Origin of the sequence: Methanobrevibacter sp. (genome assembly GCF_045220775.1) — an archaeon.
Lineage (GTDB): Archaea > Methanobacteriota > Methanobacteria > Methanobacteriales > Methanobacteriaceae > Methanocatella.
This window is the reverse complement of sequence record NZ_JBGUWC010000165.1, coordinates 24,962-38,577: the sequence shown is the minus strand read 5'-3', so window position 1 is coordinate 38,577 and position 13,616 is coordinate 24,962. Positions and strand designations below refer to the sequence as shown.

The 13,616-nt window shown below is 37.3% G+C and carries 11 protein-coding genes; 9 read left to right on the top strand and 2 right to left on the bottom strand.

What is annotated here, in order from left to right; translation table 11 throughout:
- The 4 genes from ACJROP_RS10640 to glmM (ACJROP_RS10625) all read left to right on the top strand — a co-directional run.
- The coding region (locus tag ACJROP_RS10640; protein WP_406535443.1) for an Ig-like domain repeat protein at positions 1–3,187 on the top strand (3,187 nt) is incomplete at its 5' end.
- Positions 3,188–3,519: 332 nt separating this feature from the next.
- Positions 3,520–4,218 carry a TIGR00297 family protein gene (locus ACJROP_RS10635; RefSeq protein ID WP_406535442.1) on the top strand — a complete coding sequence of 233 codons (699 nt, stop codon included), beginning with the start codon at positions 3,520–3,522 and terminating at the stop codon, positions 4,216–4,218.
- A gap of 102 nt (positions 4,219–4,320) precedes the next feature.
- Positions 4,321–5,559, top strand: a complete 1,239-nt coding sequence (locus ACJROP_RS10630; protein ID WP_406535441.1) for a 2,3-bisphosphoglycerate-independent phosphoglycerate mutase — start codon at positions 4,321–4,323, stop codon at positions 5,557–5,559.
- Positions 5,560–5,567: 8 nt separating this feature from the next.
- Positions 5,568–6,905, top strand: coding sequence for a phosphoglucosamine mutase (gene glmM, locus ACJROP_RS10625; RefSeq protein ID WP_406535440.1), 1,338 nt, complete (start codon positions 5,568–5,570; stop codon positions 6,903–6,905).
- Between the two features lie 81 nt (positions 6,906–6,986).
- Here glmM (ACJROP_RS10625) and ACJROP_RS10620 read toward each other — a convergent pair whose 3' ends face one another.
- Positions 6,987–7,154: a rubredoxin gene (locus ACJROP_RS10620; RefSeq protein WP_406535439.1), complete on the bottom strand. Its 168-nt coding sequence runs from the start codon at positions 7,152–7,154 to the stop codon at positions 6,987–6,989.
- Between the two features lie 153 nt (positions 7,155–7,307).
- Here ACJROP_RS10620 and glmU point away from each other — a divergent pair, with 153 nt between their 5' ends.
- The 5 genes from glmU to ACJROP_RS10595 are packed head-to-tail and all read left to right on the top strand — an operon-like array spanning position 7,308 to position 12,053.
- Positions 7,308–8,597 carry a bifunctional sugar-1-phosphate nucleotidylyltransferase/acetyltransferase gene (gene glmU / locus ACJROP_RS10615; protein WP_406535438.1) on the top strand — a complete coding sequence of 430 codons (1,290 nt, stop codon included), beginning with the start codon at positions 7,308–7,310 and terminating at the stop codon, positions 8,595–8,597.
- A 12-nt stretch (positions 8,598–8,609) separates the two neighbouring features.
- A complete protein-coding gene (locus ACJROP_RS10610; protein ID WP_406535437.1) occupies positions 8,610–9,092 on the top strand; it encodes a gamma carbonic anhydrase family protein in 483 nt (160 codons plus the stop codon).
- 3 nt (positions 9,093–9,095) lie between these two features.
- Complete coding sequence (gene hisC, locus ACJROP_RS10605) at positions 9,096–10,196, top strand: histidinol-phosphate transaminase (protein WP_406535436.1); 1,101 nt, start codon at positions 9,096–9,098, stop codon at positions 10,194–10,196.
- Positions 10,196–10,903, top strand: coding sequence for an anaerobic ribonucleoside-triphosphate reductase activating protein (locus ACJROP_RS10600; RefSeq protein ID WP_406535435.1), 708 nt, complete (start codon positions 10,196–10,198; stop codon positions 10,901–10,903). The genes hisC and ACJROP_RS10600 overlap by 1 nt, the downstream gene beginning before the upstream one ends.
- A 13-nt stretch (positions 10,904–10,916) precedes the next feature.
- Positions 10,917–12,053, top strand: coding sequence for a tetratricopeptide repeat protein (locus ACJROP_RS10595; protein ID WP_406535434.1), 1,137 nt, complete (start codon positions 10,917–10,919; stop codon positions 12,051–12,053).
- A gap of 162 nt (positions 12,054–12,215) precedes the next feature.
- Here the strand turns inward: ACJROP_RS10595 and glmM (ACJROP_RS10590) are convergent, their stop codons facing one another.
- Positions 12,216–13,580, bottom strand: a complete 1,365-nt coding sequence (gene glmM / locus ACJROP_RS10590) for a phosphoglucosamine mutase (RefSeq protein ID WP_406535433.1) — start codon at positions 13,578–13,580, stop codon at positions 12,216–12,218.
- Positions 13,581–13,616 lie beyond the last annotated feature (36 nt).

The window sequence follows — 13,616 nt, the reverse complement described above, 5'->3', positions numbered from 1 at the left end:
AAATGAAACTTACAATGCGACTGTAGTTGATGGTGTTGCTACTGTCGATTTGGTTAACAATACTCCTGGAACTTATGATGTTGAAGTAATCTATTCAGGTGACGATACTCATGCTCCAGCTACTGGAAACGGTAGTGCAACTATTCCTAAACTTAATGCTCCGATTAACGTAACTGCTGATGACATTAAAGTTGGAGAAAATGCTACAATTGTTGTAACAGTTCCTGATGATGCTACTGGCAATATAACTATTGAAATTGAGGGTAAATCATATACCGCTCCAATTAAAGATGGTAAAGCAACATTCAACATTGAAAACTTAACTGATGGAGATAAAACCATCGCAGTTAAATATACAGGTGATGATAACTATGTGGCAAATACAACTACATCAAACATTACAGTATCTAAAGTCACTCCAAAAATTACACTTGATGCCGTTACTGACGGTGATGACATAGTCATAAATGTAACTGCACCTGAAGACGTAACAGATCCTGTACTTGTTGATGTGGATGGCGTTGGATATTATGTAAACATCACTGATGGTAAAGGACAATTGGTTATTCCTGATGTTGCTGGTGGAAATCATGATATTGCTGCCAGATATCCTGGTGATGATAAATATTACTCATCCGATGATGTAACCACATCAGTTAAAGTAGCTGATGTTCCTTCATTCGTATCAGTTGAAGTGGATGACATAACTTATGGCGATAAGGCTATCGTTGAAATAACTGTCCCAAGCGACGCTACAGGTAATGTAACAGTTACAATTGATGGCAAACCTTATACCGCTAACGTATCTAATGGAAAAGCCGTTGTGGTTGTTCCTGGTCTTAAAGCAGGCAATTACACTGTTGATGCAGTTTACTCCGGTGACAATAAATATAAATCAAGCTCTAATGGCACTGATTTAGAAGTATCCAAAGTTAAAGCTGATATTAATGTGATTGATCAAAACAATGGTACTGTGGTAGTCGTTGTTCCTGAAAATGCTACTGGTAATATTACCGTTACTGTCGATGGTGAAAATTACACCGCTCCGATTGAAAACGGTGTTGCTACAATAACTTTAACCAATGCAACTCCTGGAGTTCATGACATTGAAGTTACATACTCCGGTGATGACAATTACCTTGATGGAACCACAACTTCCAAAGCAAATATTCCTAAACTTGAAACTCCAATCAGTGTTGAAGTATCTGATATTAATGTTGGAGATACTGCAGAAATTGTTGTGACCGTTCCGAATGGCGCTACTGGAAATGTAACTATCGAAATTGATGGTGTAAAATACACTGAAAAAATTAAAGACGGTAAAGCAACATTCAACATTGAGAACTTGACTGCAGGAAATAAAACCATTGCAGTCGATTATGCTGGTGATGATAACTATGTTGGAAACCATACCACATCAAGCATTGAAGTATCCAAATGTCCGTCTACTGTAAGCGCAGAAATCACTAATATTGATGTTGGTGAAAATGCAACTATCACAGTTACTGTCCCTGTTGATGCAACCGGCCAAGTATTGATTGATATCGATGGTGTAGGATACTATGTAAATGTAACTGACGGTACTGGAACTATAGAAATACCTCGCATGCCTAACGGAACATATAATGTAACCTTGACTTACACAGGTGATGACAAATACTTGCCAAGTTCCAATAACGGTACTTTCAATGTATCTAAAGTGGAATCCTTTGTAATTCCTGTTGCACAAGACATTTATGTTGGAGAAAATGAAGTAATCAAATTCACAGTTCCTAGTGATGCTACCGGAACTCTCACTGTAATTATCGGTGGGGAAGAATACACTTTCGATTTGGATGATGGTTCATTGGGTTCAACAGGTGATGATGGTGAAAAATTCACTGTTGCCGTATCCAATGGAAAAGGAGAATTAACCGTATCTGGATTGCCTAAAGGAGAATACACTGTAAGTGTAAAATATAATGGTAATGAAAAATACTTGCCAAGCACAAATACAACTACATTTAAAGTGCTTAAAAAATCTTCAAAAATGGATGTCACTGATCTAGGAAACGGTACTGTTGTCGTTGACTTGCCTGAAGATGCTACTGGTACTGTATCCATCAAAGTTGGAAACAATACTTACAATGCTACTGTAGTTGATGGTCAAGCTGTCATTGACTTGACTAATGAAACTCCTGGAGTCCATGACATTGAAGTTACCTACTCCGGTGACGAAAAACATAATCCTGAAGTTGAAGACTCAAAAGCAACAATTCCAAAGTACAACACCCCAATCAGCGTTGATGTTGATGATTGTCATGTTGGAGACACAGCTGTCGTAACAGTAACTCTTCCTGATGGTGCTACTGGTAATGTAACTATTGAAATTAACGCAAAATCTTACACTACTGAAGTTAAAGATGGAAAAGCTGTATTCAATGTTGATGGCTTAGAAGCCGGAGACAAAACAGTTGCGGTCAAATATGATGGTGATAAGAACTATGTTGTTAACTCCACTACTGGTCAATTCACAGTATCTAAAGTAAAATCAACCTTAAAAGCATCAGGCAAAGACATTACTGTTGGAAAAGATGAAGTTATTACAGTCACTGTTCCAAAAGATGCAACCGGTCGTGTATTGGTTGATATTGATGGCGTAGGGTATTATGGAAATATCGTAAACGGTAAGGCAAAAGTTGTAATTCCTGAACTTCCATCTGGCAAATACACAGCAAAAGTAACCTATGAAGGTGACGACAAATACTTGCCAAGCACAACAACAGCCAAATTCACAGTAACTAAAGCCAAAACCCCAATTTCAGCTACTGGCGATGAGATTGAGCAAGGTCAAGATGCAACCGTTGTTGTAAAGCTTCCGAGTGACGCTACTGGTACTGTAACAATTACTGTCGATGGTAAAAAATACACTGCCGAAGTTAAAGATGGAAAAGCAGTATTTACTGTTCTGGGATTGTCCAGTGGAGATCATGACGTTACAGCATCATACTCTGGTGACAAAAAATACGAAGCCAATGATACAATAACAGACATTGATGTGATTCCAGGCCATGATGATAATGGCGGGGAAAATGCAAAACATGTTGGAGCTACTTTAACCAAGCATGCTACCGGTAATCCAATATTGGTGTTATTGTTAATCATAGTGGTGCTTGGATCAACTCAGATTAGAAGATTTAAGAAATAATTTTTTCTTCTTTTTTCTTATTTTTTTAGAAATTAATAAAATTCTACCTCCACATATACATTATCAAAATAATTATTTCTGTTTTTGAATATTAAATCCTATTTAATTAAAAGGAATATCAATATTATTAAAGAATTGTAAGTTTCAATGAATTTAATCAATCGTTATTTTGATTATAATGGTACTTTCTAATTGGCCATAATTGGATTTTTTTTAGTAAGGTTTTTTTGTCGTTTAGTTTTTTATGAAAGTCTCATTTAATCGAAAAAATTATATAAATCTTTTTATACCATTTTACACAAAGGTTAATTAAAAATGCTTTAGTGATAATAATGGTTGAAGCAATTATGATTAATTGGGTATATGTAATCATTCTCTTCATTTTGGGTTTCATTACATATCAAAGAAAGGCTCTGGACTTATTTGGTTCAGCAGTTATGATTATCATGGGCGTTGTGATTATATTTTCGGCTGGAGCAAACTGGCTGGTTCTTATCGTTCTATTTTTGGTGATGTCGCTACTAGCTACTAGATACTCTAAAAAATATAAAAGGTCCCTTGGGCAATTTGAAGGAAGGAGGACATCTAAAAATGTAATATCAAATGGTGTTGTGGCTTGTTTCATGGCAGCATTTGGAGGATATTACTTGCCATTTGTCGGAGGTTTCATTGGAGCTATTGCAACAGCAACTGCGGATACTTTAGCATCTGAAATTGGAGTATTGGACCAAAACCCACGTTTAATTACAACTTTCCAAAAAGTAGATCCTGGTACAAATGGTGCGGTTTCCACTTTAGGTACTGCAATAGGCATCATTGGCGCAGCAATTATTGGTATTGCAGCATACTTTTTGGGAATTCTATCAAATCCATTGATAGCCATTACGGTTGCAATTATATCAGGAACTGTAGGATGCTTTATGGACAGCATATTGGGAGCACTATTTGAAAATAGGGGGCTAATAACTAACGAGCATGTTAATTTGATGGCAACAATTGTCGGAGCACTCGTTGGAATTTTATTGCTCTAATTTTTTTTATAAATTATATTTTAAAATTTTAAATTCACTTTTAAACAAATTATTTTAACTATTAAAGACAAAAACTATATTATTATAATTTAGGTGATATTAATGAAAGGACTTATTTTAATTATGGATGGTATGGGTGACCGTCCGATTAAAGAATTGGGAAATAAAACTCCTCTCGAAGCAGCATACACTCCTAACATGGATAAAATGGCGGCTGAAGGAATTACTGGCATTATGGATTCTATAGCTCCAGGCATAATTCCAGGAAGTGACACAGCACACTTATCAATTTTAGGTTATAATCCCTATGAAGTTTACACCGGCAGAGGACCATTTGAAGCAAATGGTGTTGGTGTAGAAGTGTTGCCGGGAGATATTGCATTCAGATGTAATTTTTCAACTGCGGATGAAGATTTAATCGTAACCGACAGGCGTGCAGGAAGAATCAAAGAAGGCACCAAAGAAATTGTTGACGAATTGAACACAATGGTTTTAGAGGATTATCCTGACATTAAAATAATCTTTAAGGAATCAACCGGTCACAGGGCTGTTTTGGTGTTAAGGGGAGAGGGACTCTCTGATAAGGTAAGCGATGCAGATCCAAAAGTGGAAGGCAATAAACCTAAAGAAGTTAAAGCGTTAGATGACACACCAGAAGCAGCAAAAACTGCAGATATCTTAAATAAATTAGTTGTAAAAACCTATGAAATGGTTAAAGACCACCCAGTCAACTTAAAAAGAATAGAAGAAGGTTTGCCTCCAGCCAACATTGTTATTCCACGTGGTGCCGGTGAAGTGCCTGTTGTCGAATCATTGAATGATAAATATGAAGTGAACTCTGCATGCATTGCGGAAACTGGCCTTATCATGGGTATTGGAAGATTTGCTGGAATGGATATCATTGAAATGGAAGACGTAACCGGTGGAATTGACACTAACTTAGACAATATTCGTGATACAATCATCGATCAAGTGAAAAACTCAGACCATGACTTTTTCCTGATAAATATCGATGGAGCCGATGAGGCTGGCCACGATGGCCAAACCAAAGAGAAAAAGGAATTCATCGAAAAAGTTGATGAAGTTGTAATGAGTGAATTGATAAAACTTGAAGACGTTTATATTTACTTAACCGCTGACCATTCAACTCCGATTTCAGTCATGAACCACTCAGGTGACCCAGTGCCAGTCCTAATCAGGGGTCCTGAAGTAAGAGTGGATGATGTGTGTGAATTCTCCGAACGCGCATGCGCAAAAGGTGGACTTAACAGAATCAGAGGATCAGATGTAATGAACATAATGATGGATTTAATGAATTATGCTCATAAATTCGGGGCATAGGTGTTAATATGGTAGCCAAAAAACTGTTTGGGACATCAGGAATCAGAGGTTTGATAGGCTCTGAAGTAACATGTGAACTTGCATTGAACGTCGGTAAATCTTTAGCTTATTATTTAGGTAATGAAGGTACTGTTGTAATAGGTTATGATACAAGAACAACCAATGAAATGCTTGATCAAGCTATTTGTGCAGGATTGCTTGAAAGCGGAGTCGATGTAGTTAAAATCGGCATGGTTCCAACACCATTGGTTGGTTATGCTACCGAAAAGCTTGATGCCGATGCAGGAATTATGTTGACAGCATCCCATAATCCTTCCCCATATAACGGGATTAAATTATGGAACAAGAATGGAATGGCATATACTTCAGAACAAGAAGAAAAGATTGAAGAGATATATGCGAATAAGGATTATATTTTAGTTGCTTGGGATAAAATTGGCAAATTAAGTGTTAATGAAGAAATAAAAGGCCAATATATTGATGATTTAGTCGATATGGTTGATATTAGGGAAGGCTTAAAAGTGGTAATCGATTGCGCATCAGGAGCCGGAAGCGAAATATCACCTTTAGCATTTAGAAAGGCAGGATGCGAAGTCACAACACTTAACTCACAGCCAGACGGATTTTTCCCGGGAAGAAATCCTGAACCGAATGCTGAAAACTTACAGACTTTAATGAAAACAGTTGTAGCTATTGGGGCTGATTTGGGTATTGCGCATGACGGTGATGCAGATAGGATGATTACAGTTGATGAAAAAGGCAATGTTTCACCATTCGACTCACTTTTGGCGTTGATTTCAAAAGAGTTCGATGGGGACATCGTAACAACAGTTGACGCTGGCTTATGCATGGATGAATCAGTAAAAGGCGAGGTCTTAAGAACTAAAGTTGGTGACGTTAATGTGGCTGAAGTTATCATTGAAAAGGATGCTGCATTTGGCGGAGAGCCATCAGGAACTTGGCTGCACCCGGACTTCTGCATGTGTCCCGATGGAATACTATCAGGTTTGAGAATGGCTGAAATTGTTTCAAGGGAAGGCAAATTGTCCGAGCTATTGGATCAAATTCCATCATATCCGAACATTCGCGAAAAGATAACCTGCTCCAAAGAAGCGAAAGTTAAGGTAATGGAGAACATGGAAGAGCTACTTAAGGATGCATTTGATGACATTCGCGATGTAAACTCCATTGACGGGGTGAGATTAACCTTTGAGGATGACAGTTGGGTGTTGGTAAGGCCTTCTGGAACCGAAGACTATATTAGGATTACCTTGGAATCTCGCGATGAAGATAGAGCAGAATCCATCAAAGAGACTTGTGTAAAAATAATCAATGACAATTTATAGAAGATATCCTATCTTCAAATCCTTTTTTTTAAATCAGTTTAAAAATTAGTCGAAAAAAAGAGAAAAATAGAAGAAGATTGTTTATTCTTCTTCTGCAATGAATGCTTCAATACCTAAAGCTGCGCATTCTGGGCATACCCAGTCATCTGGCATATCTGCAGGAGTTGCTCCAGCAGGAATGTTGTATGCAGGGTCGCCTTTTTCAGTATCAAATTTGTATTCACAGTGTAAGCAAACATAGATAGTCATTTTATTAATCTCCTTTTTTGTTTTATCAGCATAGCTAATATGGTTCTATTATATTTTACCTATTATTTATAATTAGTTATTTGATATAGGAAAATTATTTTATAAGAAAAGAGAAAAACATATAATATTATTAGATAATTTTTCTAGGGGATAGTGAAAATGAAAGCGATTATTTTAAGCGCTGGCGAGGGGTCAAGGATGAGACCACTGACTCTTACAAAGCCAAAAACCATGTTGCCGGTTGCTGGAAAGCCTATTATGCAATATAATATTGAATCATTAAGGGATAATGGCATTAAAGATATTCTGTTAATTGTCCGTTATAAAAAGGAAATGGTTCAGGATTATTTTGGTGATGGTAGCAAATTCGGTGTTAACATTTCATATAAAGTACAAAAAGACTTTTTAGGCACTGCAAACGCTATTTCATATGGTAAAGATTTCATTGAAGATAGTATAATTGTTTTAAATGGTGATATCATTTTAGACGACGAAATCATCAATGAGCTCATTGAAAAATACAATAATGTAAAACCAGACACATTAATGCTTTTGACTGAAGTTGAGGATCCTTCTGCATTCGGTGTTGTTGAGATTGAAGATTGCAATATTAAAAGCATTGTAGAAAAGCCTAAAAAAGAGGAAGCACCAAGTAACTTAGTCAATGCAGGAATTTACGTTTTTAATAAGGATATTTTTGATAAAATTGATAAAACAGAACTTTCACAAAGAGGAGAGTATGAGATTACCGATTCAGTTACTATGCAGATTGAAGATGGCAAAACAGTCCTTGGCCATAAGACCAACAAAGATTGGATTGATGTTGGCCGTCCATGGGAGTTGCTTGAAGTTAATGAAGAGTTGATTAGCCATCTTAAAACTGAAATTAAGGGTAAAGTCGAAGAGGGAGCTCATATTCATGGAGAAGTGTTCTTGGATGAAGGCAGTATTATCAGAGCAGGAGTATACATCGAAGGAAATGTTTACATAGGCAAAGACTGCGATATAGGCCCTAACTCATACATCCGGGGCAATTCCTACTTTGGCGATAATGTCCATGTTGGAAATGCAGTTGAAATTAAAAACTCCATTGTCATGGAAAATACCAATGTTAGCCATTTAAGTTATGTTGGAGACTCCGTAATAGGCTCCAACTGTAACATTGCTGCCGGTACTAACATTGCTAACCTGCGTTTTGACAATAAATCCGTTAAGACCAAGATTAAGAATCAAATGATTGATAGTGGAAGGCGCAAATTCGGATCCATCATTGGGGATTCTGTCAAGACTGGAATCAACTCCAGTTTCTCTCCAGGTGTAAAGGTGGGTCATAATTCCACCATCGGTTCTGGGGTTTTGTTATATGATGATGTACCCTCCGATACAAGGATATTGGTAAAACAAGATTATATCATACAAAAGAAAAAAGCGAAAAAAGAATAAATTGGCGATATTATGGAAAATATTAAAGACTCTATTGTAATATGCCCTGGCGCACAAGTATTAGGTGATGTTGAATTAGGCGAAAATGTATCCGTATGGCATGGAGCCGTAATACGAGGCGATACTGACTCAATCACTATCGGTGACAATTCCAATGTCCAGGATAATTGTGTTGTTCACTGCACTCGCGGATTTCCAGTTGTGATTGGCGATAACGTTTCTGTCGGTCACGGTGCGGTTGTCCATGGCTGCAAACTTGATGATAATGTTCTGATTGGAATGAATGCAACAGTTTTAAATGGAGCCCACATTTCTAAAAATTCTATTGTAGGTGCAGGCGCTGTTGTAAGTGAAGGAAAGGAGTTTCCAGAAGGCAGTCTGATTTTAGGCGTTCCGGCCAAGGTAGTTAAGCAGCTAACCCCTGAACAAGTGCAGCTTATTCAAAATAATGCTGACAATTATGTTAAACTTTCCAAACAGTATAAGGAAGACTAAATTATGAAGGCAAGAAAAATTGTAGATGAAATGGATTCATATGTTCCTGGCAGGTCACAGGATGAGATTGCTCAGGATTTCAACTTGAAAAAGGAAGACATTATTAAATTGGGCTCTAATGAGAATCCATGGGGTCCGTCCCCAAAAGCTATGGAAGCCATTAAGGATGAAATAAAGGCCATAAACAGGTATCCGGAATCCCAATTGCACGAACTTGTAGCAGAAATAGCTGCTTATTCAGGCGTTGACGATTCACAGGTAATCATAGGCGGAGATGGGGCCGATGAGATCATTGATGTTTTAGCAAAAACATTTATTGATGCAGGCGATGAATTTATTGTTCCTTTGCCGTCTTATATGTATTATGAATACTTACTAAAGCAGTATGGTGCAAATCCGGTTTATGCAAGATGGGATTTGGAAGAAAACAAGTTGGATGTTGATTCAATTTTTGACGCAATCACTGACAAAACCAAAATGATTTTCTTGTGCAGCCCTAACAATCCGACCGGAACACTGATTGATAAAGAAGTGTTGATGGATATCGCTTCCAAAAACCCCGATGTTTTAATTGTCATAGATGAAGCTTACTTTGAATATTCCGAAGTCACTAACAAAGATCTAATCAACGATTTTGACAATATTTTCATTATCCGCACAATGTCAAAAGTATTGGGTCTTGCAGGCATGAGAATCGGGTATGGCCTGGCATGTGCTGAAATAATCGAATATATGCACAGAATCAAACCCGTATTTTCCCTTACAAGATTATCATTTGTAGCCGCTCTCAATACATTTAGAGATAAGGCATACATTGAGGAATCCATCAAAAAAGGAATCGAATCAAGGCAATACTTATATGATGAAGTTTCAAAGATTGATGGGCTGAATGTATTTCCATCAAAATCCAATTTCATGTTAATCAATGTAAAAGAAACTGGCTTCACAGCTACTGAATTGGCTTTAGAACTCATGAAAAAGGGAATCATAGTAAGAGATTGCACTTCCTTCAAGGGATTGGATGAATATTGGATTAGGATTAGTATCTGTACTTTAGATGAGGATAAAAAATTCATTGAAATACTTAAAGAGGTTTTAAGCTAATGTATATTGGAGGAACGGTAATATCTTCTGTTGAATTTCATGGAAATATGTCTTTAGTTATTTTCATGTCCAAATGCCCGCTCGCTTGCAGATATTGTCACAATGTTGAGCTTTTAGAAGACAATACCGAATGGTCATTTGAGAAAGTCAAAGAAGAAATCGATTCCTCGGCAGATTTTTTAGATGCCATCGTAATTTCAGGCGGCGAACCGTTGGTGCAAACCGATGCAGTAATCGAGATATTGACATATGTTCGCCAAATTGGCTTAAAAACAAAATTGGATACAAGCGGAATTTATCCGGATAAACTTAAGAAGATTCTTGATTTGGATTTGCTTGATTTCGTATCTCTTGATGTTAAAACAACATTCTCCAAGTATAAAAAGATAACCGGAGCCAATGTGGGGTTTCAAGTTAAAAAGTCAATGGATCTAATAAATGAAGCTGGAGTCCATTTGGAAGCAAGAACAACTTATGTTCCAACGTTACACACTAAAAAGGATATAATCAATCTTGTAGATGAAATCAAAGCGGATATCTATACGATTCAACAGTTTAGAAATAAAAATGTTCTAGATCCCGCTTTGGAAAAAGTTGAAGTTCCGAATCCTCACGATTTGGAAAAGCTGGCTCGTGAAATCAAGCCGTATTTTGACGGTACAGTTAAGGTTAAATCAGCTGAATTTGGAGAAAAAGTAATAGAATAGGAGTGTCTTTAAAATGCCGATTTTATCATTTTCAAGCAATGATATTGATGTTATCACTGGTAAAAAAACCAGAACCATCCGTAAAGCATGGAAGACTCCTCTTAAAGTTGGAGACAGGCTTTATTGCTATTGGAATTTAGTCTCTAAAGAAAAAATGAAGATTTTTGAAGCTTTTGTCACTGATGTTGAAACCATTTCTTTTGAAGAGATTGACGGCAATGATGAATTGGCTCGCCAGGAAGGATTCAAAGATTCCAAAGACATGATGAGGGAATTCAAAAAGATGTACGGCGGAAGGATCGATCCTTCAGAAGAGTTTCAAATTATCTATTTTGAAAAAATCCACATTGATGACTGGAAAGGGGATAAAATCGATGAAAAGGCGATGATTACCAAAAGGGCAGATATCCTCTTTGACAGCGGAAAGTTTGACAAATCCACAATGTGCTATGAGGCCGCTTTAAGACTTGACCCTAGCGATGTCTATTTGCTGAATAAGCAGGGGGATAATTTGTCAAGGTTAGGCAGGTTCATTGATGCCATCGAGTGTTATGATAAGGCATTGGAAATTGAACCCGATAATATTTACATTTTGAACAATAAGGCTATTGCACTTCTTAACTCTGGAAACATTAATGAAGCATATAAGGTAAGCACTATAGCATATAATTACAGGCCAAGCAGCCCAATTGTCCTTTATTGGAGAGGATTTATTTTGGAAATGCTTGGAAAATACGACGCAGCATTAAGGGTCTATGACAAGCTCATAGTCATTGACGGCGAAAACCCTGAAGTCTGGAATTCACGCGGAAATCTATTGACTGATATGGGAATGCTGGAAGAAGCTATTGAATCTTTCGATAAGGCTGTTGAGGTATGTCTGGACGATTCTGAAATGGATGCGGGAGCCATTAATAGGATGGGTAATGCCTATATTGATTTAGGCAAATTTGATGAAGCTTTGGATTGCTTTAACAAAGCCATATCTTTAGAAAAACATAACATTGATTTCTTGCTCAATAAAGGTGTGGTATTAATGGAATTGGGCAAGTTTGAAGAGGCTGTTGACAGTTTCAATAAAGTGCTGCTTATAAATCCGGATAATGAGGATGCATTTTTCTTGAAAGAAGAATGTTTGGAAAACTTCTAGAAGTTTCAATCAATTCATGTAGATTTGCATATTTTAATTTCCTGATTTTATTCGGGACATATCTTATTTTAAAAGTAGCTATAATTTAATAAAAAAGTTTTGAAAAATAGCTATTTTAATTGAAGCTATTTTCCATTTAATTGAAATAATTTTCCTGTCAAATTATTCCTTATATTTTTTGATCAAACTGATTCCCCAATCTGTCATCTCATCAGCCTTTTGTTGTGAGTCAGACTCGGCAAAGCATCTGAAAATTGGTTCAGTTCCTGATGGTCTGATGATTACCCAACCATCTTCTTTTAGAATTTTAACACCGTCTGTAAGGTCAAGTTCAAAATCAGTTGTTTCTTTGATTTCTTTTGCAATGCTTGACATGACCATTTCCTTTTGGTCGTCAGGACATTCGATTTTCATTTTTTTAGCGTAGTAAACAGGAAGTTCAGCGACCAATTCAGACAGTGGCTTTTTCTCTTTTGCAATGATTTCAAGAATTTTGGCAACAGTCATTACTGCATCCCTTCCATAAACAAAGTCTGGGAATATTAAACCGCCGTTTTCCTCTCCGCCGAATAGGCCATCTTCATCCTTGAGCTTACGGGCTACAAGCAAATCTCCAACAGCAGTAGCTATTACATTGCCGTTGTATTCTTCTGCAACATCATAAATCGCCTGTGATGTTGCAACGGTAGTTACGATGGTTCCCCCATCGTTTTCCTTAAGCATTTGCTTTTCGACAAGGGTGAATGTCTTGTCTCCTAAAACAAAGTTTCCTTTCTCATCAATGCAGATTGTTCTGTCCGCATCCCCATCATGGGCAAGGCCAATGTCGGCGTTCAGTTCTTTAACGACACTTATTAGCTCTTGCAGGTTTTCTTCAATTGGTTCAGGGTCACGGCCAGGGAAAAATCCATCGGCTTGGCAGTTGAGGGTTGTAACGTCACAACCAAGTTTTTGAATTAGGTATGGTGCCGTAAAGCAGCCCGCTCCGCTTCCGCAATCGACAACCACTTTCAGATTGGCTTCACGAATGGCTTCGGCATCCACTTTGGAAATCGCTTCATCAACATACTCTTCGATAACTTTATCATTGTGGTAAATCTGGCCGATTTCAGAGAACGGCACCCTGATAGGTTCTTCATCAAAGTATAACTTTTCAATTGCAAGGTCCATTTCATCAGGTATTCCGATACCATATTCATCTAAAAACTTAAGCCCATTATATTTTGGAGGATTGTGTGAAGCGGTAATCATTACTCCACCATCATAATATTTGCGAACAGCATATTGGACTCCAGGGGTTGGAAGAATTCCTAAATCCACCACATCACAGCCGGAAGATAAAAGCCCGGCTTTTACAGCTTCTTTCAGCATGGGTGTGGATGTTCTGGTATCTCCACCGACGGCTACGGTTCCCTGAATTTGTGAACCGTAACAAGCCGCAAGCCTTGATGCGAATTCAGGAGTCAAAACATCATTTGCAGTTCTTCTGACTCCAAAAGTTCCGAATAATCTTTTTTTATCAGACATAATTAAAATTCCTATTTAGTTTAATATTATTATTTC